Source organism: Streptomyces sp. NPDC053513, assembly GCF_044544765.1.
Classification (GTDB): domain Bacteria; phylum Actinomycetota; class Actinomycetes; order Streptomycetales; family Streptomycetaceae; genus Streptomyces; species Streptomyces litmocidini.
In genome coordinates this window covers 36184-60674 of sequence record NZ_JBITXP010000030.1, presented here as the reverse complement: position 1 = coordinate 60674, position 24491 = coordinate 36184, and the positions used below count along the sequence as shown (strand labels likewise).

General features: G+C 69.1%; 20 protein-coding genes and 4 pseudogenes. 14 read left to right on the top strand and 10 right to left on the bottom strand.

What is annotated here, in order from left to right; all coding sequences use genetic code 11:
• Window positions 1–72: 72 nt before the first annotated feature.
• A complete protein-coding gene (locus tag ACIGW4_RS33185) occupies window positions 73–447 on the top strand; it encodes a DUF6009 family protein (protein WP_093879298.1) in 375 nt (124 codons plus the stop codon).
• 317 nt (window positions 448–764) lie between these two features.
• Window positions 765–1034, top strand: coding sequence for a hypothetical protein (locus ACIGW4_RS33180; RefSeq protein ID WP_399584899.1), 270 nt, complete (start codon window positions 765–767; stop codon window positions 1032–1034).
• A 215-nt stretch (window positions 1035–1249) separates the two neighbouring features.
• On the opposite strand, the gene ACIGW4_RS33175 is transcribed toward ACIGW4_RS33180, so the two are convergent.
• Window positions 1250–1942: a DUF4232 domain-containing protein gene (locus ACIGW4_RS33175; protein WP_399584896.1), complete on the bottom strand. Its 693-nt coding sequence runs from the start codon at window positions 1940–1942 to the stop codon at window positions 1250–1252.
• Between the two features lie 819 nt (window positions 1943–2761).
• On the opposite strand from ACIGW4_RS33175, the gene ACIGW4_RS33170 reads away from it, so the two are divergent.
• On the top strand, window positions 2762–3181 hold the full coding sequence (locus ACIGW4_RS33170) for a lamin tail domain-containing protein (protein WP_399584971.1): 420 nt from the start codon (window positions 2762–2764) through the stop codon (window positions 3179–3181).
• Between the two features lie 1192 nt (window positions 3182–4373).
• Here ACIGW4_RS33170 and ACIGW4_RS33165 read toward each other — a convergent pair.
• Window positions 4374–4682 carry a WhiB family transcriptional regulator gene (locus ACIGW4_RS33165; RefSeq protein WP_399584893.1) on the bottom strand — a complete coding sequence of 103 codons (309 nt, stop codon included), beginning with the start codon at window positions 4680–4682 and terminating at the stop codon, window positions 4374–4376.
• 731 nt (window positions 4683–5413) lie between these two features.
• On the opposite strand from ACIGW4_RS33165, the gene ACIGW4_RS33160 reads away from it, so the two are divergent.
• Window positions 5414–5584: a DUF5670 family protein gene (locus ACIGW4_RS33160; protein ID WP_011113206.1), complete on the top strand. Its 171-nt coding sequence runs from the start codon at window positions 5414–5416 to the stop codon at window positions 5582–5584.
• Between the two features lie 561 nt (window positions 5585–6145).
• Here the strand turns inward: ACIGW4_RS33160 and ACIGW4_RS33155 are convergent.
• Both ACIGW4_RS33155 and ACIGW4_RS33150 read right to left on the bottom strand, forming a co-directional pair.
• Window positions 6146–6436 carry a CocE/NonD family hydrolase C-terminal non-catalytic domain-containing protein gene (locus ACIGW4_RS33155; protein WP_399584891.1) on the bottom strand — a complete coding sequence of 97 codons (291 nt, stop codon included), beginning with the start codon at window positions 6434–6436 and terminating at the stop codon, window positions 6146–6148.
• Window positions 6433–6642 (bottom strand): hypothetical protein, encoded by a 210-nt coding sequence (locus tag ACIGW4_RS33150; protein ID WP_399584889.1) that lies wholly within the window; start codon window positions 6640–6642, stop codon window positions 6433–6435. The genes ACIGW4_RS33155 and ACIGW4_RS33150 overlap by 4 nt, the downstream gene beginning before the upstream one ends.
• Before the next feature lie 369 nt (window positions 6643–7011).
• On the opposite strand from ACIGW4_RS33150, the gene ACIGW4_RS33145 reads away from it, so the two are divergent.
• The 4 genes from ACIGW4_RS33145 (at window position 7012) to ACIGW4_RS33130 (ending at window position 10423) form a co-directional block, all read left to right on the top strand.
• Window positions 7012–7344, top strand: coding sequence for an N-acetyltransferase (locus tag ACIGW4_RS33145; RefSeq protein ID WP_399584886.1), 333 nt, complete (start codon window positions 7012–7014; stop codon window positions 7342–7344).
• 88 nt (window positions 7345–7432) lie between these two features.
• On the top strand, window positions 7433–8530 hold the full coding sequence (locus ACIGW4_RS33140; RefSeq protein WP_399584884.1) for an aromatic acid exporter family protein: 1098 nt from the start codon (window positions 7433–7435) through the stop codon (window positions 8528–8530).
• Between the two features lie 36 nt (window positions 8531–8566).
• Window positions 8567–9415 (top strand): hypothetical protein, encoded by an 849-nt coding sequence (locus tag ACIGW4_RS33135; protein WP_399584881.1) that lies wholly within the window; start codon window positions 8567–8569, stop codon window positions 9413–9415.
• A gap of 342 nt (window positions 9416–9757) precedes the next feature.
• On the top strand, window positions 9758–10423 hold the full coding sequence (locus ACIGW4_RS33130; RefSeq protein WP_399584878.1) for a hypothetical protein: 666 nt from the start codon (window positions 9758–9760) through the stop codon (window positions 10421–10423).
• A 67-nt stretch (window positions 10424–10490) separates the two neighbouring features.
• Here ACIGW4_RS33130 and ACIGW4_RS33125 read toward each other — a convergent pair whose 3' ends face one another.
• Window positions 10491–12470, bottom strand: coding sequence for a hypothetical protein (locus tag ACIGW4_RS33125; RefSeq protein WP_399584875.1), 1980 nt, complete (start codon window positions 12468–12470; stop codon window positions 10491–10493).
• Between the two features lie 371 nt (window positions 12471–12841).
• On the opposite strand from ACIGW4_RS33125, the gene ACIGW4_RS33120 reads away from it, so the two are divergent.
• Window positions 12842–14659 carry a serine/threonine-protein kinase gene (locus ACIGW4_RS33120; protein ID WP_399584873.1) on the top strand — a complete coding sequence of 606 codons (1818 nt, stop codon included), beginning with the start codon at window positions 12842–12844 and terminating at the stop codon, window positions 14657–14659.
• Between the two features lie 600 nt (window positions 14660–15259).
• Here ACIGW4_RS33120 and ACIGW4_RS33115 read toward each other — a convergent pair.
• Window positions 15260–15703, bottom strand: a complete 444-nt coding sequence (locus ACIGW4_RS33115; RefSeq protein WP_399584871.1) for a hypothetical protein — start codon at window positions 15701–15703, stop codon at window positions 15260–15262.
• 185 nt (window positions 15704–15888) lie between these two features.
• Here ACIGW4_RS33115 and ACIGW4_RS33110 point away from each other — a divergent pair, with 185 nt between their 5' ends.
• Complete coding sequence (locus tag ACIGW4_RS33110) at window positions 15889–17439, top strand: RICIN domain-containing protein (protein WP_399584868.1); 1551 nt, start codon at window positions 15889–15891, stop codon at window positions 17437–17439.
• 137 nt (window positions 17440–17576) lie between these two features.
• Here ACIGW4_RS33110 and ACIGW4_RS33105 read toward each other — a convergent pair whose 3' ends face one another.
• A complete protein-coding gene (locus ACIGW4_RS33105; protein ID WP_399584865.1) occupies window positions 17577–18323 on the bottom strand; it encodes a PxKF domain-containing protein in 747 nt (248 codons plus the stop codon).
• Window positions 18324–18841: 518 nt separating this feature from the next.
• Between ACIGW4_RS33105 and ACIGW4_RS33100 the strand changes: the two are divergent.
• The 3 genes and pseudogenes from ACIGW4_RS33100 (at window position 18842) to ACIGW4_RS33090 (ending at window position 21145) form a co-directional block, all read left to right on the top strand.
• Window positions 18842–19690, top strand: a pseudogene (locus ACIGW4_RS33100) (IS5 family transposase).
• A gap of 185 nt (window positions 19691–19875) precedes the next feature.
• The gene (locus ACIGW4_RS33095) at window positions 19876–20229 is read left to right on the top strand and encodes a hypothetical protein (RefSeq protein WP_399584862.1); all 354 of its coding nucleotides are present in this window, start codon (window positions 19876–19878) and stop codon (window positions 20227–20229) included.
• A 4-nt stretch (window positions 20230–20233) separates the two neighbouring features.
• Window positions 20234–21145 (top strand): annotated as a pseudogene (locus ACIGW4_RS33090) (IS5 family transposase).
• On the opposite strand, the gene ACIGW4_RS33085 reads toward ACIGW4_RS33090, so the two are convergent.
• Both ACIGW4_RS33085 and ACIGW4_RS33080 read right to left on the bottom strand, forming a co-directional pair.
• Window positions 21142–21993, bottom strand: a complete 852-nt coding sequence (locus tag ACIGW4_RS33085; RefSeq protein ID WP_399584859.1) for a hypothetical protein — start codon at window positions 21991–21993, stop codon at window positions 21142–21144. The pseudogene ACIGW4_RS33090 and the gene ACIGW4_RS33085 sit on opposite strands and share 4 nt — an antisense overlap.
• Window positions 21994–22447: 454 nt before the next feature.
• Window positions 22448–22573 (bottom strand): annotated as a pseudogene (locus tag ACIGW4_RS33080) (IS5/IS1182 family transposase); the annotation flags it as partial.
• Window positions 22574–22645: 72 nt separating this feature from the next.
• Here ACIGW4_RS33080 and ACIGW4_RS33075 point away from each other — a divergent pair.
• The gene (locus ACIGW4_RS33075; protein WP_399584856.1) at window positions 22646–23029 is read left to right on the top strand and encodes a hypothetical protein; all 384 of its coding nucleotides are present in this window, start codon (window positions 22646–22648) and stop codon (window positions 23027–23029) included.
• A gap of 209 nt (window positions 23030–23238) precedes the next feature.
• Here the strand turns inward: ACIGW4_RS33075 and ACIGW4_RS33070 are convergent.
• Window positions 23239–24064, bottom strand: a pseudogene (locus tag ACIGW4_RS33070) (IS5 family transposase).
• Window positions 24065–24491 lie beyond the last annotated feature (427 nt).

Genomic DNA, 24491 nt, shown 5'->3' with positions numbered 1-24491 from the left:
ATCGGCGCCGAGCTCGGCGTGGAGGAAACCGGGCTCCTCGCGAGCCGATATGACCGAGAAGGGATCCAGGCCATGAGTTCGCTACTGACGGCAGGCGACCTCACCCACGAGGACAAAGTGGTGTGGCTGGAAGATCCCGAAGAGCTCGACTACGTACGTCAGGCCCTGGACAAGACCCCCCGTCGCCGGGGAAAGCCCCGCTACCACCGTGACGGCCGCATGATCGGCTTTGCCGAGCTCAGCGACAGCGCCGAGGCCGACCCTGACAGCGGACTGCAGAAACGGCGAGTCTTCTATCTGCTGCCCCACGACCGAGACGCCGAGCCCAACGGCCTATACCGTGCAGGAGCGCCCGGCGAAGCGGTAGACCCGCGCACGATCCGACCGGGCCAAGTCGGTAGCAAGACCGCCCGTTCGCAGCTGGGATCCGAGGCGACGGTCGCCTGAATCAGTTTCTCCAGTCCCTTCAGTCCCTGCCGACCGGGAAGCTGGGGCAGCCGACATGCCGATTCACACCTCGATGCCCAAAATCGAGCCCACTGCTGAAGTCGCCCGCCGCCTGGGCTTGTCGCCTAAGACAGGCCAACGTCGCGTGAACACTGCGGCTACTTATCTGTAGGAGCAGCGACGGCGGCCGACGCGGTGCGCCTGCGCAGAAGGTCCAGCGGTCCGCCTTCCCCGACGCGTACGCCAAGCACGAGCCCCTCGCGACCGCCCTCCAGCAGGCCATAGCCCCCACACTCGGCGCCGCTCCCGCCGGCCCGATGCCGCAACAGCCCGGCCTCGGCGGCTTCGGCCCGGGAAGGTGCGCCGGACAGGGCGGCGGCAACATGGACCTCGGGGAGATCCCATCCGGCACGCTGCCAGAGGGCTACCAGGCCCCGGCCACCGCGCCGATGCAGGTGAAGACCGCGATCCGCTGGGCCCTCGGCCAGCTCGGCACCCTGTACCAGTGGGGCGGCAGCTGCACCAACCCCCACGGCCCCAACCCGTCCGAGCGCTGCGACTGCTCCTCCCTGACCCAGCACGCGTAGGGAGTAGGCGGCAAGAAGACCACCCGCACCACCTACACGCAGATCCACGACCGCAGAGGCGTCCCCACCAGTCAGGTGCAGCCGGGAGACCTGTTGTTCTCTTGTGGTACCGCGGCCGCTCCCGAGCATGTGTCCATGGCGATCGAGTACGGCTAAGTAGTCCACGCGCCGCGGCCGGGCCGGGTCGTCGAGGGGTCAGTGGGGTGGGTGCGGGGTCAGCCGGCCGGTGAGTCGCTGACCTTGCCCACCGGGCTGATCTCCAGCTTCCCGTTGTCCTCGCCGTCGGTGACGGGGAGCGTGCCCGCCGGCCACTTCAGGGTGACGTGCTTGGTCTCGTTCGGGGGCGTCACCACGATGTCGGTCAGCTGCACGCCAGAGCCGCCGCTGTTGTTGACCGGGAACGTGATGTTGAAGGCGGCGGTCTCGCCCTCCTTGAGGATCTGCGGCAGGGCCTGCTCGCCGTTGCGGTCCGCGGAGAAGGTGTCGCCCTGGGACGTCTTCAGGTCGACACCCGCGAAGCCGCTGATGCGGCAGTTACCGCCGCCGCTGTTCTTGAAGGAGACGGTGACGACGCCTTCCGTCTTGTCCGTGGTGTTGTCGGCGGCGGCGACCTCGAGCTCGTCGGTGCGGCAGATGCCGACCTTGCCGTCCTTGTTGTCACCGGTGCTGGTGTCGGCGCTCTGGTTGCTCCCGCCGGTGCTGGTGTCGGCGCTCTGGTCCGTCCCGTCGGTGCTGGCGTTCGCTCCCTGGTCGCTCCCGTCGGTGCCAGTGCCGCCCGTCTTGCCCGCCGACGCGGTGGGGCTGGCCTGCGTGCTGTCCGACGCGTTGTCGTCGCCGTTGCAGGCGGTGAGCGAGAGTGCGGCCACGAGGCCGATGGCGGCGGCGACGGCCTTGCGGGTGTGCAGCATGATTCCCCCGGGGTGCGGTGCGGTCTGGGTGATGCCGTGGTGCGTAATTATTTGTACCGCGCAGTTAGTTACGAGCCGTCAGCGATCATGTCCGCGTTCAGTCACAGATGGGACCGCGCCCCGGCGACGAGGGCATTTCATCCGCGCTGCCGTCGGCCTCACCCGCTTCAACAAGGCCGACTGGGTCCTGGACAGGCAGATGCGCCTGCCCGGCCGCCCAGTGGCGTCCAACGTTTCTTCCCGACTCCCCAGCTGCCTCCCGTCCTGGTCCGGCGGCTTCCGCCCCGCACCCGCCGACTAGGCCGTCGCCGTTCAGGTCGCGCGAGGGATCAGAGGCCGCAGGCAGGATCGAGCGGATCCTCTGTCTGGCGGTGAGGTCGTCGTTTTCGTGTGCGAGGGCTGTTCCGGATGTGCGAAGAAAGGCGCAGAACAGCTGTTACCGGGGCATGTCACGCGGTTGGCGGAGTACGCCAGCTGGGAGTGGCAGGTGGCGCGCCGGAGTGTGGAAGGGCTTGCCGTCGATCGTTGAACGGGTGGGTGTAGCGATCAGCGAATGTCAGGGTCACGCCGGTGGCATATGCGTGTGTTGTGCAGGTGACAGTTACGGAAATGTCCGTTCCTGGTAACGGGCTTCGGATGGCATTTCGGCGGGGCCGACGGGGCGGCAAAGTTCGGGTCCTCGGCCCGCACCGGACCGGGACTCGCACCGCTTCGACCAGCTGTTATCGACTGGTGGAGCACCGTTTTGAGGAGCCATCACCCGTGTCTGCTTCTTCGTCCGCCCGCCGTATCGCTGCGACCGTCCTCGCGGCCGGCTCCATGATCTGTCTCGTCGCTCTGCCGGCTTCCGCCCACGACGGCGACCGCCACCGCACGCCGAGGGTGGAGATCAGCGCCGTCCAGGCCGACAGCCCCGGACGCGACACCCGCTCCAACCGGTCGCTGAACGCCGAGTGGGTCGAGATCACCAACACCGGCCGCCACTCGGTCGACCTCGACGGCTGGACCCTGAAGGACGAGGACGGCCACCGCTACCGCTTCGAAGACTTCCGCCTCGCCGGCCGCTCCACCGTCCGCATCCACACCGGTGAGGGCCGCGACACCCGCACCGACCTCTACCAGGACCGCCGCGACTACGTCTGGGACAACCACTCCGACACCGCGACCCTGCGCGATGACCACGGCCGCACCATCGACACCGAGACCTGGGGCCGCCACCGCCACCACAACCACCGCTGACCCCCGCCTCCGGCGTCCCGGCTTCCCTCCCGTTCCCGGGGAGGCCGGGGCACCGGCCCGTCTCTCGCCCGGGGTTTGGTGGACTTGGCGCCGTCCCGGGGCGGGACGGTGTGCTGTCGGCCTGGCGCCTTGATGCGGGCGCGCACAAAGGCCGTGGCCCCGGCATGTTGCCGAAGACCATGATGCGTGGGCAGGTCTCGGTTGCTCACCGGCCCTGGGCCGGAGGAGTGCTGGAAGGTGATGTCCTTGGGGACGCCGCTTCTGCGGGACTCTCACCGACGTACTCGGTGGAAACGTCGGCGAGGGCGCTGCACCAGCGGGGGCTGGTGCAGCGCGGGGCCGGTAGTCAGTGGGCCACACCCCGCCAGGGCTACGCCCGAACCCTCCAGCCCCGCCCGAACGCCTTCCGGGCGGGACGGCTGCCGTTCGCCGAGGCATGTCGCACGGCATCTTCCTCGCGCCCCCAAGGGAGCCTCGGCCCGGCCTCCCCGGCACCGCGCCACTCCCGTATGGTCAGCGGCAGCCCGTGCCGATAGGGCGTGCACGGGCGAGGCCCGGCGCCCAGACGCGCTCTGGGAGCAGTACCGCCGGGCCGCCTCACCCTTCCTGCCTGAGCCTCTTGGCCTGGAGACGGTATGTAACAGTCAGAGGAGGGCAGGCGCACCGTTTCTTCCGGTGAATCCGTTCCCCCGGACGACTCGCCACCTGCCCAAACCCCTGCCCCACGGCCACGCGGGCCACTATCCCTGCCGTCGTGATCAAGAACCTGGTGCGCGGCGTCGCCGCGTTCTCCCTCGCCCTGTCTCCGCTCGCCGTCCCCCACGCCGCGCTCGCCGCACCCCTGCAGCCGGGGTGCTCGCGCTCGCCGCGGCCGTCGGGCAGATCCCGGTCGTGGAGGAGCCCCAGGACGGCTACGAGCGGACGAAGTTCAAGCACTGGAACGCGGGCCTGGACCCAGCCGGCTGCTGTAGCACTCGTAACGAGGTCCTGCTGGCCCAAGCGGTCGAGTCCCCAGAGGTCGCGGCCGGCTGCAAGCTCACGTTGGCCGCCTTGCCCGATGCCATGGGCGAGACAAGCTGCCGAGCCTCCGCCAGAGCAGCCCTGATCGCCTCCGCTCCGGCGCCTGAGCACGGGAAGCAGCCAACATGCCCGCCTCTACCCGCCACAGGGCGGAAAAGGACTCGGCGGTCAGTCAGGCGGAAGCACGCTTCACGGGCGACGCTCCGGCTTCATGCTCACGCCTGGCGGCATCCAGCAGCCGGGCCCAGGACCGCACCAGCGGTCGGCGCTTCAACAGGGCGCGCCTTTCTCGTTCTGTCATCCCGCCCCAGACACCGTGCTCGATCCGGCCGTCCAAAGCATGCGCCAGACACTCGGCCCTCACAGGACACCCAGTACACAGCGCCTTCGCCTGGTTCTGCGCCGCCCCCTCGACGAACAGATCATCCGCATGCGTCGTCCGGCACAAGCCCGACATCATCCAGCGGTCATTCACACGCATCCATCCACCCCACCCGGCCCCACACTGCTCCTGCCCCGGCCCGCCGCCCCGCGGCCCGGCCGGCGTCCACTTCCTGCTCCCAGCCCGCCACCCCGCGGCCTGGTCGTCCTCACCGGCACCTGCACCGTGCCCCCGGCAGCGACCTCGAGTCAGGCTGCCCGGGCGGACGCACGAGGACCGGCCCGCACCACCGCGAGTGCGGGCCGGTCTCCACCATGCCCGGGCCATACGGACGGGGGAGGCCGCAGGCCCTGAAGGAGCGGCCATGTCCTCCGCTCCCGCTCCTTGTGCCCGCGAACCGCGCCACCATGCGCGGTATCGAAAAGCGGACGACGGGCTGTTGGAGAGCTGCGCGGTGAGGTGGACGCAGGGGACAACATCCTCCTTCGGGGCCGGGCCTGAACCGAGGAGGTCGCTGACGGTGTTGCCCTGGCCGCCGAGCTGCCGAAGTGGCCCGGCGGCCACGCCCCGCATGGCCCTGGCGCCGGCGAGCCGTGCACACCGGGCCCGGGGATCGTCTGCCGCTTTCACTACGGCGGCGACACGTCTTGACTCAGGCCCCGCCTCACCGCAGTTCACCAGAGGGTGTCGTGGGGAGTGAGGGGCGGGGCCGGGGAATGCTGCAGGGCGCGCAACCCGTGAATATGCCCCATGCGCCGTGGAAGTAACTCCTGCTTTGTGGGCATGTCAGCCTGAGGTAAGGGCATGCGGTGGCCAGGAGGTTGATAACGATGGTTCCCCTGCTTCTGGTTCTTCTGCTGGCTCTGATCCTCTTCGGTGCGGGTTTCGCGCTGAAGGCACTGTGGTGGATCGCGGTGATCGTGCTCGTCGTGTGGCTGCTGGGCTTCGTCGTCCGTACCGCGGACAGCGGCGGCCGCAAGGGCCGCTGGTACCGCTGGTAGCCGACAGGCGACAGATGCCAAGCAGCGCGCCACGCGCGCGAGGTGAGTAGGGGCCCAGCCGGATACGGCCGGGCCCCACTCGCGTGAAGAGCGGCTTTGCGTACCCGGGCGGGAGGGATCGGGCGTATCGGGCGCACTGCGGGGTATGTGGGTAGTGCAACGGCCCCGCAGGCCCAGCAGTGGAACCCTGCTCCTCCTGTCTGCGGGGCCGCTGTGCACGGTGTACCGGGCCGAACGGGGCCCTGGCTTTGTTCACGAGTTTGGGCTCTGGCACACATTCCGTGAAGCCGTACCGACCTTTCCCCACCCCATGCTCACGGGTGCTCCAGGCCTGTTCACCTTCATTCACCACCTGCGGCGCGCTGGCCGCGAACGGGCGCCGTTCCGGAGGGACTGAAATGCCTGCCCGATAACCGGCTGCGGGTACGGGACGGACAGCCCGGGGTGGTCTTGGGGAAGGTCGGGCAGCGGTCGTCGAGAACATGGATGGCCGGGAAGGCAGAAGGGGCACGGTGCGGCCCGCCGGTGTTCTGGCGGGCCGCACCGGTGTGCCGGGGCGGATCAGGCGATGGGGTGGAGGGGGATGTCGAGGTAGGACTCGGTGCCCGCCGGGGAGGTGAGGTCGATGGTGTGGGCCGGGGTGGGGGTGTCGGGGGCGAAGAAGGGGTCGTGGGTGTCGATGACCAGCTGGAGCCGGTGGCCCTTGGCGACGATGTAGTCGGCGGGCTGGAGGGGGAAGGTCACGGTGGTGGCCTTGCCCGCCTGCTCGGCGGTGAGGCTGTACGGGGCGTTGGTGATGATCTGGGCCTTGCCGGTGGCCGGGTCGGTGTCCAGGAGGTAGGCGACGATCATGGCGTCCGCCTGCGGCGACGGTCCCGGCCCTCGCGCAGGAAGCGGGCGGCGGCCTGTTCGGCCCGCGTGCGGGCCGGCGCGTCCGCGGGAAGGGCGCGCAGACGGGCGAGCGTACGGTCGAACACGGCGAGTTCCTCGTCGCTGATGTGCTCCGTGCGTCCCGCCCCCGCGTCGCCCTGCCCCGCCTCGTCCCGTTCCCCGCGCATTCCTCCGCCCCGACGGGGCCGAAGGCTATATTCCCGGACCGCTCCGGGCTGTTGCCTCTATTTCCGGGGCGCCGCCCGTGACGCACACCGGCCGGAGGCCGCCGACGACGCCCGGGTCGCCTCGCCGCGCGACGGGCCCGCCCGCGCCGCACCCACACCCGTACACCGACGGCCGGCATGGGTCACGGCCGTCGGGGCACGCGGGACCGCATGGGAATCCAGACGACTGCAGTGACCCCCGCGTACGGCCGGTTCCCTGCGCGGCGGCCCCCGGCCTCGCACCGTCGCTCCGAAGGACGGCACCGGCGCTCCGGGCGCCTGTGGGGCAGATGGCACCGTCGGCTCCTGGCCTACCGCGACGTCCAGCTCGTGCCCTGTCCCGACGCCCGGGACGACGGCCTCACGTGCCTGCTGCTCGTGCACGTCCGCAAGGTCGTGGGGCGGGTGACGTACCGGACCTGCGAGCCGTGTGCCGAGGGAGTGATCACCGAGGTGGTGCTCGACGAGCCGTTCTTCGGCAGCGGCCTGGGGACCAGGGCACTGGCCCACCTGCGCTCCCGCCACCCCGACGTCAGGTGGCGCACGACGCTCGACGACCGGCTCACCCGCGACCTGCTCCGTCGGATGCGCGTCCGCCCGGTGCGCGACACCGGGCCCTGCCCCCACGCGCTGCCCGCAGCCTCCGCCGCCACCGGTGGTTGAGCGCGCGCCGAGGAGGGGCGGTGCCCCGGACCGGACCGCGGCGTCCATCGCCTGGTGCCGACGACAGATCGCGGCACGCCGGGACTTCGTGCGCCGCGCGGTGCGGGAGCCCGGCGAGGCGCGAGACGCGCTGCTGTTGCAGGCCAAGGGCGCCGCTGCCGCCGCCGTCGCCTGGTCGCTCGCGGCCTGGCTGCTGCCGCCCACGGTGACGGCCTTCGCCACCTTCACGGCTCTGCTGTCGCTGCAGTCGACGGTCTACCGCTCCTTGTGGGACTCCGCCCAGTACCTGGGGGCCATGGCGTTGGGAACGGCCGGGGCCGCGGCGTTCGGCAGCACCGCCGGCGTCCACGCCTGGAGCGTGGGAGCCCTCGCCTTCATCGCCCTGCTCGGGGCCCGGCTCGAACTCCTGGACCGGCAGGGCGCCCAGGTCCCGGTCGTCGCGCTGTTCGCCTTCGCGGGCGGCGGCGGGGAGATCGACTACATCGGACACCTCGTTGCGGCCGCGGCCATCGGCGTGAGCTGCGGACTGGTCGCCCATCTGGCGGTCGCTCCGTCACCCCACACCGACACGGCTCGGCAACTCACTGCGGACCTGGCCGACCGGGCGGCACAGCTGCTGCGGGACCTCGCCGCCACAGTGACCGGCGGCACCGCCGAAAGTACCTCGGAGGAGGCGGAAGACTGGGCACACCGCTGTGACGACCTGTCCGCCCTCGCGGCGCGCACCCGCGCAGCCGTCCACGGAGAGGAGGAGAACACCCGGCTCAACCCCCGCCGCCCCTGGAGCAGCGGCGACGAAACCCTACAACGCTGTCACGACACGATCAGCATGGTCGAGCGTGCCGCCACCCACATCCGCTCCGTCGCCCGGGCCCTCCACTACGCCCGGCGCGCCCCGGAGGCGACGCGAAACCTCGGGGCGTACGCGGAACTGCTGACCGGCGCCGCCGGCGCCCTAGAGTGCCTCGACCCCCCGCGGGGCCCCGAGGACGCCGACCGGCTTCGCGCCTGCGTCGAGGACGCCAGGCGCCGCTACGAGGACCTGACGGCCGCCGCACGCCGGGAGCGGCACGACACCGACGGCGAGTGGCCCGTCTACGGCACGGTCCTCACGGAGGCCGCCCGCATCGTCGAAGAGATCGAGCGCACCTGGGCCCGTACGCGTGAGACGTCCGCCACCGGATGAACCCGGGACACGGGGGGGGGAGGAGGAGGAGCGGCCGTGGTCGACATAGCCCTGGCGGCCGTCGACGTCACCGCGACGGTGTTCGTGATGAACGAGGGTGGCCGCTTCCACCGCCGGCACCTGCTCGCCGAAGCCCGCCGCCATCTCGCCCTGGTCCTGCGTGGCCGCCGCCGCGACCCCGGCCTGGACGAGGAGATCGTGGCCGCCGCCATCTCCACCCACTACCTGGACATCAGCGAGCCGGCAACCACCATCGGCCTGCTGTCGGACTACCGCCTCTACACCGCCCGGTGGGACCTGGCCGACCTCCCCGCCCGCCGCCGCCCACCGGCCCCCGCGCCCGACCTGGACCGGCAGCCCTCGGCCGATCCTGGCGAGCCGGCTGCGCTCCGGCCGCCGGGCCAGGATGCGGGGGAGTGGGAGATCCCCCGCATCCCGCTCCAGTACGAGCGCGCCGTTCTCGCCGGCGCGGTGGTCCGCGAGCAGCTGCGCACCACCACCGCCACCACCGTGCGGGGCCGGGCGTACGACGTCGTCGCCCACCAACAGGCGGCGATCCCCGAGCAGCTACTCGCGCCCGAGCCGGCCGACCCCGAGCGCGACGACCAGGAGCCGGAGCCCGGCCGCCAGGAGGCGATCGACATGACGGCGCTGCGGGCGCTGCGGAAGTCCCGTACGGACGTGGAAACCCTCGATCTCACCGCCGACCGGCTGCGCCGCCTCCAGGAGGTGGTCAGCAAGATGGCCGACGACTCCCGCGTCCGCGCGGACCGCCACACCGCACAGGCCGATGCCGACGTAGTGCGCCCGGTGCGCCCGGACGGCCAGCAGGCGCACCACCCGCAGGAGCCCGGACCGCACCGCGGCCGGGAGGCCGACCACTGAGTGGACCCGATGGTGGGCACCCGGTGCGGTGGTGCGCACCGACGATGCCTCGCGTCCACTTCACCGAGTGAGCCTCCACCAACTTGAAGTCGCAGGTCAAAGGGCTGGTGTGGCCGATCCTCAGGGCGCTCATGCTGGTCGTGGGCGGGAGCCCACGGCGAAGATCATCTGTCAGCGGTTGACTTCGAGGTTCGTCAGAACAAGCAGGGCTCGCAGGAGCTGGGTGGCGCGGGCGGGGTCGGTGCAAAGTTTGGTGAGGATCCGCCAGTTCTTGAGGTGGGCGAAGCCGGCACTCTGCTCCCCGCCCTGCCCCTGTCAGACCAGCCCGATAGTGTGACCGCCATGAGCGACGGCATCGCGTGGATAGGCGCACAGCAGACCACCCCCACCCCGCCCGGTACCCGTGGCATGTACGCCGGGATCTCCCTCACCCTCGCCCGGGGTGTCGATCAGGACGAGTTCCTCATCAACCTCGGCGCTGATCTTGACGAGCTGAGCGAGCGCGTTCCCTTGTTCGAGCTGCGCACCCGGCCCCTCCCCGACGCGCCGCCCACCGCACAGTTCAGCTACGCCATGTACGGCACGTGCGGGGATTGGACGTACGTGCTGGAGAACGGCCATATGGCCACCTGGGCAGGCGGCTACCAAGGCAAGGTCAAGTCCATGACCCCCTGCCCGGATGAAGAGATCCTGTGCCTGACCGTCAACCGGTACAGCCCGCCCGCCACGCTCATTCACGCCCCCGGTGACGGGCGCGCCTACCGGGCCGAGTTCGGCACCGCCACCGGCCGGGGCGGCTTCCTCGACCTGGCGCTGACCGCCGAGGGCGCCGTGTTCCCCTCGATCCCCGATGTCAGTGAGGCCGAGGTGGTGGCCTACCACGAGGAGCACGGGCCGCGCCTGCCGGAGCTGGTGTTCACCGCCGTCGGCAAGTACACCGACGTCGTCATTGACCAGGCCGCTGTGATGGCCGGTGACCTCCCCGCCGTCCACCTCCTGATGCCCTGACCCCGCGCGCACAGAAGCGGCCCCCACCCAGAACCCGGGTGGGGGCCGCTCGCTGTCGTGCCGGGTGTTACTGCGCAGCGAGCTGGCAGATCACGGGCTGACCGCCGCCGACACCGTAACGGCAGGTGCCGCCGTCATCCATGCGCGTATCCAGCCAGTACGCATCCTTGTCCTTGATGCGCATCTGCTTCATGAAGTTCGCGAAGTGGCCGCCCATGGATTCCTGGTTGTGCATGCCCGAGATCGCCGCCCGGCCGCACACCTCGTTGAACGTGGGGTCAGCCCCGTTCTGCGAGAACAGGTGGATCATGCTGCCGTGCTTCTTCGCGTACATCGAAATGCACGCATCCCCGCTGGGGGTGGTCTTCCCCGGCGGGATCGCCGGGTTGATGCCGCCCTCGGTGGACGACATGCCGCCGCTGTTGTACGACGAGGCAAACGCGAACTCGTCACAGTTCAGGGTGTCGCTCGCGTCGACCAGGGCGGAGGCGTCACCGTTGTTCGCGGCCCACCCGGTGGGGCAGATCCGCCCACGGGAACGGGTGTTCTGCGCCTCGTCACCCATGTAGTACAGGGGCTTTTGATCCGTCATCGAACCCGGGTGCTTCGGCGTGGCCTTCTGGATCAGCCACGCGTGCGCGGCGGCCTGCGGGAATGCCTTCGCGTTGAACGTGTACGTCGGAGCGACATTCACGAACACGCAGCCCGGAACGGATCCGGCCGGAGCGTCCGCGGCAGGGGTGTCGCAGCGGATACGGTCGAGATCCTCGGTGCCGCCGTCGTAGTCAAGCGACCACTGGTAGCCGGTCTTGAACGGGCGGATCTTCCCGTCGGCGGGAAGAATGTTCGCGTCGATCTGAATGTCAGGCTTGAACCGGTAGTCCGTACCGGCCAGCGACGTATCCCACGTGTACGGCGTCGTCAGCGTCGCCGAGTGCATCTCACCCGGCACCCACCACGGCTTGCCATTCCACGCCGTCACCGGCTGCTCCTGCGGAGTACAGAAGTTCTCACACAGGTGGTTCCAGCCCACAAAGTTGATCTCACGGAACGCGGGCGGGATCTGCTGCGCGGGCTCGATTGTCAGGTGCTCGGTGAACGTGTTCTGTCCGTCAAGCTCGATCATCCGCAGGAACATGAACTTCGCCACAGCCTGCGGCACACCGTCCATGCTGATGATCACCGGCACCGACCGCACATCGCACTCAATGAACCGCGTCGCGAGGATCGATTCAAAGTCGGTGTTGCACCACTGCACCCCGGCCGTCGCCGCAGCCACACCCGCCTTCGCGGACGCGTGGGGCGCCTTGCCCTTGGGCGCGGGGGTCGACTTCCCGAAGCACACCTGACGGCCGGTCTCATCCGGCTCACTGCACTGCTCCACCGCATCCTTCGCCGCGGTCGTGGCCCGCGCCGACAGCGGCGTACCCGGCTGACCGAGAGGCTTGGTCTGGTAGTAGTGCGGCTGCTGCGCGTCGAAGTGGTTCGGGTTGGGGCTCGCGTAGTTCGGTGTCGGCAGGGTGAGATCCACCGGTAGCTCCACCCGGAACTTTGCCCACGGAGACCACACCGTCTCGTACAGCGAGCCGTCGTAGGCGTTGGTGCGGAACACATAGTTCGTGTTCAGTGCCAGCTTGCCCGCCGGAACGTCAACCTTCGCCGTACCCCCTGAAGCCACATAGGGGGAGACGATGACGCCATAGGTGGAGTCGTTCAGCTTGACCTTGGTGACCGGATTCCCGGCCGCGTCTGCGGTCCACACCTCGAACGTCAGGTTGACCTGATCCCCATCGGGGTCGGTCACCGTGTTCGTAAGCTGCACCTTTTGCGAGTTCACCCGCTGGAACCCGCCAGGCGCCGCGTTCCTCGACAACGGCGCAGCCTTGGGCGTCTTACCCGACGCCGGGCGGGCGCCCGCCGCCGCGGCGAACGTGGTCTTCTCCGGACCGTGCACCTTCGGTGGTGCCGCATTGGGGTCGGGGTTTACGGCTGGAGCCGCGCCCGCCACTCCGCCGGCACTTAACAGCATCAGTGCTGCGGTACCCACCGCAAGAGCGGTTTTCCTTCTGGTTCTCGACGTGCCGAACAAGACATGTCCCCTCTGGCCCCACCGCCCTCCAACCCGGCGGCAGGACACTGCTGGTGTGTGTCGCGCCGCCCTCTTTCCTATGTGGGTAGACGGCCCATCAGCAACGCGCCCAACCTGGGCAGTTCGTCTTTATCCGCCGCTAACGGACGTGATCCACACCACGGTTGTACGCGCACGCGTAAGAACCCTGCGGGGGAGTTGTGGAAAGCTGCGACCGTGGCCCCCTTCGTCACCTACCCCGACCACCCCGCGTGCGGCATCTGCTCATGGCGTTTCGTCTCTGTCCGCGAACTCCTGACTTTCGATCACCAGTGTTCTACCGTCGTTCCGTGGACGCCTTAGCACCCGGAGATCCCGTTCAGATCGGGCCGTACCGGATCATCGGCCGGCTGGGAGCCGGAGGGATGGGACGGGTGTACCTGGCTCGCTCGGAGGGTGGTCGCACCGTGGCTGTGAAGGCCGTCCATGACGGCTTCGCGCAGAACCGGGAGTTTCGTCTCCGGTTCGCCCAGGAGGTCGCGGCCGCACGCAAGATCGGCGGAGCATGGATCGCGCCAGTCCTGGACGCCGACACGGATGGCTCTGTTCCCTGGGTCGCCACCGGGTACATCCCGGGCCCGGACTTGCATGAGGTGATTGTGCGGGGCCATGGGCCTCTGCCCCATGACTCCGTCCTTACCTTGGCCAATGGGCTTGCGCACGCGCTGGTGGACATCCACGGGGCGGGCATGGTCCACCGCGATCTGAAACCGTCCAACATCCTGGTCACCGCCGACGGGCCACGCGTGATCGACTTCGGCATCGCCCGCGCGCTGGAGACCCCGGTCGACGGCTTCCTCACCCGCACCGGCGCGGTGATCGGCTCCCCGGGGTTCATGTCCCCCGAGCAGGTCCGGGGCGAGCGGCTCACCCCCGCCTCGGACGTGTTCTGCCTGGGCACGGTCCTCGCCTACGCCGCCACCGGCCGCACCCCCTTCGGAGACCTGACCAGCGGCGCCCACGCGCTGATGTTCCGGATTGCCGAGGAGAAGCCGGACCTGACCGGTCTGCGGCCCCCGCTGGAAGACCTCGTACGGGACTGCCTGCGTAAGGATCCGGCGCGGCGCCTGTCCACCACCGAGCTCCTCGCCCGCACCCAGGCGTGGGCGGTGGGAGCTGTCCCGGCTTGGCTGCCCGGCCCTCTGCTGGCCTCCCTCGGCTCGCAGGCGGGTCGCCTCTTGGACGCGGATGCCCCAGCCCTGGCAGACACGACTCCAGCGGAACCGGCCCCGGCCCCGACTCCCACGAAGCGCACTCCGCTCCCCACACCACCGCCCCAGCCGGCGCCCCGGCCTTCACGCCGACGCGTGACGATCGTGACCGCCCTCGCCGTTGTCCTGCTCGCAACGGCGACGGCGGTGATCGTCCCTCAACTGGGCAAGAAGAACGCAGGCGGCGCGAAGGACCACCCGACAACCACCACGGCGTCTCCCTCCTTGAAGCCGGTCAACAGCGCGGCCTTCGTGGGTACGTGGGTGGGCCAGGCGCAGGGCGACGAAAGGAAAACGACGCCACGACGGGTCCAGTTCGAGATCGACAAGGGCACCCCGTCAACTGGCAACACCGCCGACTATGTCCTCCAGTATCGGGAACGAAGCTGCCTTGGAACCGCGAAGGCCCTGGCTGTACAGAACGGCCGGACAGCCTTCTCTTTCGAGGGCCGTGAGTTCTCGGAGGGCGACCCGAGCTGCTCGCTCCCTCAGACACTCTCCGTCCAGGGCGATGCCCTCCTGTGGCGTCACGGCGACGCGTCTATCCTGCTCTCCCGCCAACCGGAGCCGACTGCAGAGCTCGACGACGTCTTCGGGGGCGGGTGGACCACGACGGACACCAGGCCCTCGATGACGATCGAGAACCTTCGCGCGCGACCGAACTCGATTGTGGACATCGGTGGCGGCACAGGCGACAGCTACTGTCCCCTCGCCACGGTTGTCGTGACCGTTGCCCCCGACCACCTGGTGCTCGGAGAGGTGTCCCCTCCTGCCGGCCCCGACATGGGCATCTGCTACGGCCACGGCACCTTTGATATCCGCCCGGCAGGCAAAGACCGCCTCCGCGTCACCACCAACCGAGGCGTCCCCTATCTCTTCACCCGCACCAAGACCTGAGGCACGTGAGATCACCGCCGTGTCTACGTCAGCGAGCCCGGCGACACCCTGGGCTGGCTCTGTTCACTAGAACGGGCTCTGGCACAACTTCTGTGGAGCCACACCGCCCGGGCTTGTGTCTGCCTCAGGGCAAGCCGCTGATCTGGCGGTTCCCGGCATGCTCCGGTTTCGGACCTCGAGGTTCGGCTCGACACCGCAGAAGTTGTGCCAGAGCCCCGGTTCCGACAGCACCGCCCATGCGAACGGGACGGGCCGGCGTGGCTGATGGGTGATCACTCGTCGGTGCATCGGGTGGGTGCTGCGCGGTCGGAGTCCGCGGCGTGGAGGACTTCGCGAAAGAGCAGGTCGAGGTCGCTTTCACGGGTGCGGTAGTTGCACAGGCAGGCGCGCAGGACGGTGCGGTCGTGAACGGTGACGGTGGCGAGGTAGGCCGTTTCTCTCGGATCATCTGGTCGGCGAGTTAACCCGGAAGGAACGGCCTGGGCGCGAGGCCGGGACAGATCTCGCGATGGCGGCTGGACGCGACGAAGGGCCCTGCTGCCGAAGCCGCGAGGCCCTTCGATGTTGCCGTGCGCGTGCGAGGTGGCGATGCGCGTGCTGCTAGACGGGCTGAGCGCACATGACGTACAGGTCCATGCTGTGAGACTGCGCGTCGTCGCCGGCCTCGGTCCACCAGCCGTCCTGGGAGCCGGTCTCGGCGGCCTTGGCAGGACGGCTCGCGAACAGGCTGGCCCAGGGGCCGTTGGCCGAGGCGCCACCGCCGACGACGGACGTGCCGACCGGGCACTTCAGCAGCCCGCCGTAGGGGTCTTCCTCGGTGGGTGCGTTGTAGTTGCGAACGGCCAGCTCGCTGATGGGGTCGGCGCAGACCGCGTAGGCCGTGGTGGTCGTGACGTCATCGGTGTCGTAACCGCTGACGACCCACTGGTTCGGGGCGCCCGAACCCCTGGACGAGGCCGGGTAGGACTTGCTCGTGCTCGTCTGGTAGCCCGCGGGGATCTCGCCGCCGCCGCCCAGGACCACCTTGCCAGTGGGGCAGGTCAAGGTGACCGCCCCGTTCTCGGGTAGGTCGACGGGGTTGCTCTGCCGTGCGCCCCCGGTGGTCTCCTGTGCGCCCTGCCGTCCGGGGCGCTTCCTCTTTGATCATGAAGCTGTCACCCAGGAGTGATCGACAGCGCTCTCGCCTTCGTCGGTTGCTCCCGAGCCCCTGGCCTTCGGAAAGGCACTGAATGATCCTGCGCCGGTATACACCGCGCTCCTTCGCCGCCCTGGTCGCGGTCCTGCTCCTCGCCGCGGCTCTCGTCCCGCTCTCCGCCGCCTCCGCGAGGGCGGCGAGCCCGATCTGTCTGAGCGGTGCACTGGAGTACGACTTCCTCAACGCCGAGGAAGGACCGTCCAAACCCCTTCGCTCCAAGCGGGCCCGAACCGCCGCCGTCGAACTCTGGGGCAATGAGAAGCCGGCCGACGCCCCGCGTCTGCTCGCCTCCGGGTTCACCGCGACCATCAACGGTGACTTCAACCTCTGCTACACGCCCACCACGACCACCGCGATGAGCTCCCTGTGGGTGCGGTTCAACGCCCAGTACCAGGGCCTGTGGAAGGTCACCGACAACTCCGGACGCCTCTACAGCTTCGACACCCCCACCCGGACCAACGTCTCCGCCAGCACGAACCTCGGCACCGTCAAGGCTCCCGCGGCCAGCTCCCGGGCCTGGCACGCCTTCGACACCGTCTTCGACCTCTACGTCACCCGCACCAATGACGTGAGCCGCTGCTGGACCACCCGGGAGACCGACAACAACGCCTGCACCGGCGTCACCGTCCGCTGGGGCGAGGAGAGTAAGGGAACCAGCTTCGACGCCGGCATCGTCCAGCTCTCCGGCGCGGACCCGGACTCCCAGCACGTCACCCTCCACGAGCTGGGTCACTTCTTCATGTGGGTGCTCTACGGGCGCAGCATGCCCGCCGTCACCAACTGCACATGGCACTACATCGCTGTTGCCAGCTCTGACACCTGCGCGTGGACCGAGGGCTTCGCCGACGCCGTCTCCACGTACGTCAGCGCGGAGTCCCCTCCGCGGTACGTCTTCAACAACGGGGACAGCTTCGCGTTCACCTACGGCAACGGCTGGGGCGTCGGCGACACGGTCCAGGGCAACGTGGCCGGCGCGCTGATCGACATGAGCTACTACCACGATGCGGGCTGGGCCAGGACCATCGACCTGCTCGCCTGGACCCGGCCCGCCACCTTCGCGCAGTACTTCGCGAAGCGGCCCGCGGCCTACCCGCCGCTCGCCACCACCGGCCCCGTGCTCGACAAGCTGCTCAAGCACGCCATCGACTACGGCCCCAGCATCGTCGGCGACGGCAAGTACCACACCCTCACCAACGGCAGCGGTCTGGCGCTGGAACACGCCAACGGGTGCAGCATCCCCTTCGACGGGTCCGTCGTCTACCTCGCCCCCGTCGACACCAATCGGCCCCAGCAACGCTGGAAGGTGACCGCCAACGCGGATGGCACGGTCACGATCACCGACGGCTGCTCCACCCCCTTCATCCTGACCGCACAGCCGACCGGTGACTCCAACATCACCGCCAGGCCCGTCTCGCAGAACCCGCCCTACAGGACGTGGAACATCACCAAGACCAACGGCACGGTGCGAATCGGCCGACCGGACACCGGCAGCCTCCTCGACACCAACGGTGTCTACGAGGGCGCCCCCGCCACCAAACGCCAGCCGAACAACACCAACTCCCAGTCCTGGGTGGCCATGCCCTGACGCCCCCCCCGCACGTGACAAGTCCGCCACACCCCTGGACAGGGGAGGGTGCGGCGGACTCGTCACCACGGCCTGACCGGGCACGCCGGCTTCCGCAACCTGAGGTCATCGCGGAGAGGCCGGCCCCGGGGAAGGCGTCAGCGGAACTGGAAGTGGGCGACGTGGTCGCTGCCGTCACTCAGGCCCAGGTGGAAGGTGCGGCACGTGCCGGCCCAGGCACGGTCGGTCTTCCACACGTAGGTGTAGGTGTCGGTGGCCGCGTCATAGATGAGACCGGAGGTGCTGACGGTACCGGTCTCGATCGGGTCGACGGCGGTGCCATCGCACGCGGTCTGCCGGGAGGAGGGGGAGCCGGCGGCCAGGATGTCCAGGCCCTTGTCGCCATCGAGGGAGAACTTGATGGGGACGGCGCGGCCGGCGTTCACCGAGTTCACGACCGGCGCGTTGTGCACGGGCGCGAAGAAGCCGGAGAAGGGGAACGCGGGGCTGGGGTGACCGACCTGGGTGTCGGCGGAGGCGGTGCCAATCGTCGTGTTCGCGTGGTTGACGGCCTCGGCCTGGGCGGTGACGGTCCCGCTCCCGGTGGGAACGACGGTGAGCGTGAACGATGCCGGGTCGGTAAAGCCGACCAGGTTCCAGCAGCTGCCCGAGGAGCCGGCGGCGAAGTCGCAGGACCACAGATCGCCCGAGGTCTGGGCGGAGGTCACCGTCGCGGCGGCACCGGTCAGCTTGATGTTGACGATCGGGGCCTTGCCCAGGTAGTCGGGGCTGCTGTTGGGCAGGTCGACGGTGACGGTGTAGGGCTCGTTCACCTCGACGGGGCCGGCCGGCGCGGTGACCTGGACGACGGAGTCCGCCCGGGCGGGGGCCGCCAGGGTCAGCATGCCGCACACAGTGGCCGCCGCAGCGAGGAGGGCCACGGGGCCGCGCCGACGGGACGGAACGGGGGTGGGGGTGGAACGAGACATGAGGGCGCCCTCCGTAGGTGGGTGGAGGCCGTACTGCGGCAGGCCCTGGCGGCCTGGCACGACGCGGCACGGCTGTGGGCGTGCCGGCCGCAGGGCGGCGGTCGCCGGAGGTGACAAGCGGGAGTTGTTCGTGTTCGGTGTGTTACCGGGGCGATCCTTCCACGGGATCTTCACGTGTGAGCGGGTTCCCCTGAAGCCGTCTCAATCGAAGCAAAGTGGCTGGAAAGCGGCACAAGGGAGCCCGCCCTCGGGTGTCGGGGAGGTGGCCGGGTCGGCGTGTCAGGCTCGGGGCAGGTCGAGAACCATCGCCGGCAGAACGGCGGGCTTTGCGCTGTCGTTCATCGTGGGGTTCGCGCTGCGTCGCGGGGGCGGGGTGCTCGACAAGCCCATGGCTGGGTTCTGAGGCGTTGCGGCACCGGCAACCTCTCGTTGTATTGAACGTGTTGACCGACGCCCAGTGGGCCAGGATCGAGCCTCTGTTGCCGGACCGGACTCCCCGCCGAGGGGGGAAGATGGCGTGATCACCGGCAGGTGATCGACGCGATCGCCTGGAAGTACCGGACTGGGTCTCCGTGGATGGCTCTGCCCGCGGAGTTCGGCTCGTGGAAAGGGGCCTGCAGCCGTCTGCGGAACTGGGCGATCGACGGGATCTGGAAGCGAGTGTTCACCACCCTGCTGGCCCAGGCGGACGCCGATGAGGACCTGAGCTGGATGGTATCCGTCGACTCCACGGTCGTTCGGGCACATCAGCATGCGGCTGGAGCCCGCAAAAAGGGGCTCCAGCCGACGAGCCGGCGGACCACGCCATCGGCCGCTCCCGAGGCGGGCTGACTACGAAGATCCACCTCGCCGCTGACGGCAACTTCCGGCCGCTGGCTTTCGTGCTTACGGCCGGACAGGCCGGCGACGCGCCCGTCTTCACTGAAGTGATGGCAAGACTGCGCGTCCCCCGACGTGTCGGGCGTCCCCGGATTCGGCCCGACATGGTTCTGGCCGACAAGGCGTACTCCTCCCGGGCTATCCGTGAACACCTGCGACGGCGAGGGATTCGGACGGTCATTCCGGTCCCAGCCGACCAGCAGGGCCACCGGCTCCGTCGGGGCAGCCACGGCGGCCGGCCGCCTGCCTTCGACCGCGAGGCATACAAGCAGCGCAACACCGTCGAGCGATGCATCAACCGCCTCATACAGTGGCGAGGGATTGCCACCCGCTACGAGAAGACCGCCACCGTCTACCTCGCCGGACTCCACGTCGCAGCCATCTTCATCTGGTCAGCGCGATGATCTGAGAGAAACGGCCTAGTGTCCTGAGTCGGAAGTTCTTCGGTAGATCTCCGCTTCGATCGACCAGTGGTCACGCCCGCTTCCAACCAGGTTGGAGCTCGACTTGGAACCGTCGGTCCAGAGTCCGGAGGCTGGGAGAACTACCTAAGAATCTCCGACTCAGGACACTAGGGCCTGTCTGACAAATGATCACCGAGCGTGTGCGTGTTCGGTCCAATTGCCTTGCCGTCCTGACGCCGGCCAGTGATTCTGGGCAGGTGCCAGGGCAGGGGAAAAGAAGGCGGCGGCAAGAGGACGCGCGGCAGCGGCTTGCTGCTCGCACCGCACCGGACGCGGGCCAGTGGGAAGTGGTCGTTGAGACTCCGGACCAGGCGGAGATGCGTACGCGGTTGCGCCGTCTTCAGGAGGCCGGAGTCGACGGGTCGATGATCCGGATCGACACGCTGTGCGGGCGCCTGGGGCTGCCGACCACCTACCGGCTGAGCCGTTTCGTGACGGACCCCGTACGAGAGTCCGAGCACGAACACTCCGATCATTGATCTTGTGGCTGGTCGAGGTGAGTTGACGGATGCGGCGTGGGAGCGAATAGAGCCCCTGCTGCCGCGGGTGGATGGGCGTGGCCGTCCGTGGCGTGATCACCGGCAGGTGGTCAACGGGGTGCTGTGGCGGCTGCGGACCGGGGCCCCGTGGCGCGACCTGCCCGAGCGGTACGGACCCTGGCAGACCGTCTACGAGCGGTTCGCCCGCTGGGAAGCGGACGGCACGTGGGCAAGGCTGCTGGAACACGTCCAGGTCCGCGACGACGCGGTGGGCCGGGTGGAGTGGACCGTCTCCGTCGACTCCACGATCAACCGAGCCCACCAGCACGCCGCCGGCGCCCGCAAAAAGGGGCCGCAGACGGGGACGAACTGGAAGATCCAGGCCGCTCGCAGACGCGCCAGGCCCTCGGACGATCCCGAGGCGGGCTGACCACCAAGGTCCACCTCGCCGTCGACGGCCGCGGACTGCCGTTGTCCATCGTGCTCACGCCCGGCAACGTCAACGACGCCACCGCGTTCGGCCAGGTCCTGGACAGCATCCGCATCCCGCGCGCCGTTACGGGCCGACCTCGCACGACACCGGCGCGGGTGCTGGGTGACAAAGCGTATTCCAGTTGGACGATACGCCACCTGCTGCGGCGCCGGGGCATCGTTGCCACGATCCCCGAACGCCGCGACCAGATGGCCAACCGCCGGCGACGTGGAACCCAGGGCGGTCGCCCACCCGCCTTCGACAAGGACATCTACCGCGCCCGCAACGTGGTCGAACGATGCTTCGCCCGTCTCAAGCAGTTCCGTGCGATCGCGACAAGGTTCGACAAGCTCGCCGATCGCTACCGGGCTGGAATCGTCGTGGCAGCCCTGATCCTGTGGCTCCGCGAACCCGCCGTGTGATCATTTGTCAGACAGGCCCTAGTGCATCAGCTCGGAGTGGGGGTGCTCGGGCGTCGCCTGACACACATAGAGCTGCTGGTCGTAGCCGCTTCCGATCTGGACGGCAGTGGGCTGGCGACGTTCGTAGGGGTCGAAGCCTGGAAGTGATTCATCCGCCGGTTCCTGGTGCGGGAGCCAGCTGCTGTCGTCGTCGCTCTCGAACGTGGCGATCGTCAGTAGGGCATCCATGTCACTGCCGCACGCAGTGCAGAGCCGAGGGCCGGGGTCGGTGGAGGTCCACCGCGGCCAACCGCCGACTTTCCAGCCGGGCGCGCCCGCCAGTTCACTGTCATAGAACTCTTCCGGGCACGACTCGTAGTCACTGTCTATCTCCATGTCGGAGGCCTGCCACATGCGCCAGTTCCCGAGCTGCTCCTGCAATTCCTTGCTCACCTCCAGGTGGTCGGGATATTCGGTGACCTGCTCGGGGCGGAGCAGGCACGGCTTGGGGAGGTAGTCGTCGAACTGCATCGCGGGCGGTTCGGGGGGCGTGGTGAGGATGTCGGTGACCGTGGCTGTCGACCGCCAGAACAGGGCGGTCTTAGGCATGATCGGGTGGTCGAAGGGGCACCAGAGGACCTGGAGCAGGTCTGCTCCCTCGGGTGTGGGCAGATCGGGCACGTCCCGCTTGTACAGCTGCGCGACCGGCAGCATCGCGATGGAACCCTCATACGGGGCGACCGCGACCTTCACTGGGTACTTCTGAGGAGGGGTGATCCGCTCCAGGGTTTCCCGTTCCTGATCGGTCAGACTCCGTCCGCGGGAGGCGGTACTGATTTGCCGCTTCAGCCTCACGTCCGTGGGCGGCAGCGCCCGGTTGTTCCTGTCCACTACATGAGGTTCCTCGCAGTGCGGCCACGGCTCATCGGCGGGCCACAGCAGTGGTCCGCCGATGGAACTGTCCTGCGGTGACGGGGTCCCCCGGCGGGGGTGCAACCGGGTCGCCGTGCGAGCTAGCGGAGCCAGCTGAGGGAAGACCGTGGTCACGTCGAACGGCCGCGGCGGAGTGGTCGGGGTACTGTTCATAAACTCGATCTTGCCAACTGGCTATGACAATGGGACCCGCAGCCGCCTCGGGATGCTCACCTTCGCCGTCGCGCTCAAGGGCGTCCCCGTCCCTGAGATCGCGAAGAAGCTGACCATCAAGACCGGGAAGAACGCGGGCAAGTCTCCGTCCGTCGCCTCGCTGTACCGGGCGCTCGCGGAAGCCGAGGAAGCCGCGGCCGACGACGGCCTGCCGCTGCGGCCCAAGCCCGTACGCATCCGCCGGCTCGAGGACCCGCTCACCCCTGCGGACCGCGTCCGCACCTGCGCGCTGCAGAACCGTCACCAGCTTCCCGAAGGCTCGCGGGCTGAGCCCGGTGAACGGGGCTATCCAGGACGGGTCCGACGCCGTGATCACACCAGCCACCCCGCGATCATTCCAGTTGCCGACGCCCCTCGTTCTGGCCGATCCTGCCCACTTCGCAAACGAGGAGGTCATGTGGGCTTGATCCTGTTTCCTGCAGACGGAGACAACAGCAGTCCAGACGTCACATGGTCCTGCATCCGCTTCAACGACTTCCGGGAACGGCTTGCACGGGCCGAGGGGTTCAGCCTCCCGGAGATGTGGGGCTTTGGGGGCGACCGGCCGTGGAGCGACATCTCCACCACCCTGGAGCCACTCCTCGATCACCCTGATGTCGGTGGTGACGCCCTCTCTGCTACCGACTGTGCTGCGATGCTGCCCCGCCTGCGAGCGATCACCGGCGAATGGCAGGAGGAGCCCAATGAACCACTCCTCCAGCAGCTCATCCAGGACGCTCAGCAGCTGGCGGTTGTCCTACGTTTTTGCGTAGACAAGGATGTCGAACTGATCTTCGGTTGACGTTGGGGAGTGCCCAGACAGCCGACACCTCACTCCGGCCGCAGTTACGGGACAGGTCTTAGCCAGTCCTGCTCGGCCACCCAGGCCCGCATCGCCCGGCTCCAGTGGGCGGACAGCCCGTCCCACACCAGCACGACTCGTTCTCCGCGGTAGAACACCTTGAGCTGTTCCAGGACCTCGATGAGGCCGTTAGGTTCTGTCGTCAAATGTCACGCCCACATCAGGAGTGACGCGAGGGTGACGGCTGCTTCGTAGGACTCGGCGGTCTTGTCATACCGGGTGGCGATGCCCCGCCACTGCTTGAGGCGGTGGAAGCACCGTTCCACGACGTTGCGCTGCTTGTAGACCTCGCGGTCGAAGGCCGGCGGGCGGCCGTCGCGGCTGCCGCGGCGGGCCCGGTTGCGGACCTGGTCGGCCCGCTCGGGAATCGTGTGGGCGATCCCCTTGCGGCGGAGCCAGATGCGGATCGCCTTCAAGCTGTAGCCCTTGTCGCCCAGGACGTGATCGGGCCGGACCCGGGCCGCCCGGGTCCGGTCCGGGGCACCCGGATCGCCTCCATCCCGGCCGTGAACCGGGCGCGGTCGTTGGTGTTGCCGCCCGTGACGACGAAGGCGAGCGGACGGCCCCGCCCGTCGCAGGCCAGATGGATTTTGCTGGTCAGACCGCCTCGGGACCGGCCGAGGGCCGGGTCGCGGAGCCCCCTTTTCGGGCCCCGGCCGCATGCTGGTGGGCCCGGACGACGGTGGAGTCGACCGACACCAGCCACTCGACGTCGCCCGCCGCGTCCGCCTGGGCGGCCCGCAGCATCCGTTCGAACGTCCCGTCCGCCATCCACCTGCGAAAACGCGTGTGCAGCGTGGCCCAGGGCCCGTAGCGCTCGGGCACGTCCCGCCAGGCCGTCCCGGTCCGGAACTTCCCCACGATCCCGTTCAGGACCCGGCGGTCGTCCAGCCGCTTGCGTCCCCGCAACGACTCGGGCAGCAGCGGCCGGACGAACTCCCACTCGGCGTCCGACAGTTCATGGCCACGTATCACGACACCATGATCCACCAGCGGTGATCATATGAAGAAACTGCCTAGCGGCGCCCGGCCGGTCAGTCGGAGCTGACGGCCGTCGGATCCGGGAGCAGATCGGGTAGTGCCGGTGACTCGAGGCTGGTACGGGGAACCACCCGGGCGGCCCCGAGGCACAGGGCCGCAGCGACGACCGCCACACCCGCGCCGCAGGTCACGACGAGGCCGGAGGGGCAGAACGGTATGCCGCCCGGGATGATCGGAGAGGCCAGCCAGTAACCGAGTGCGGTGCGCCGGTGGCCACGTCGATGCGCCTGCACACCGAAGCAGGCCTTTCGGCGCTCGGTGTCGAGGTAATCCCCGGAGGGTCACGCTGCAGCGCCCTGTACCGCTGCTGCTGGGTGTTGTCGGACAAGCGGAAGCTCCCTTAAAAGGCTGCCCTGGGCAG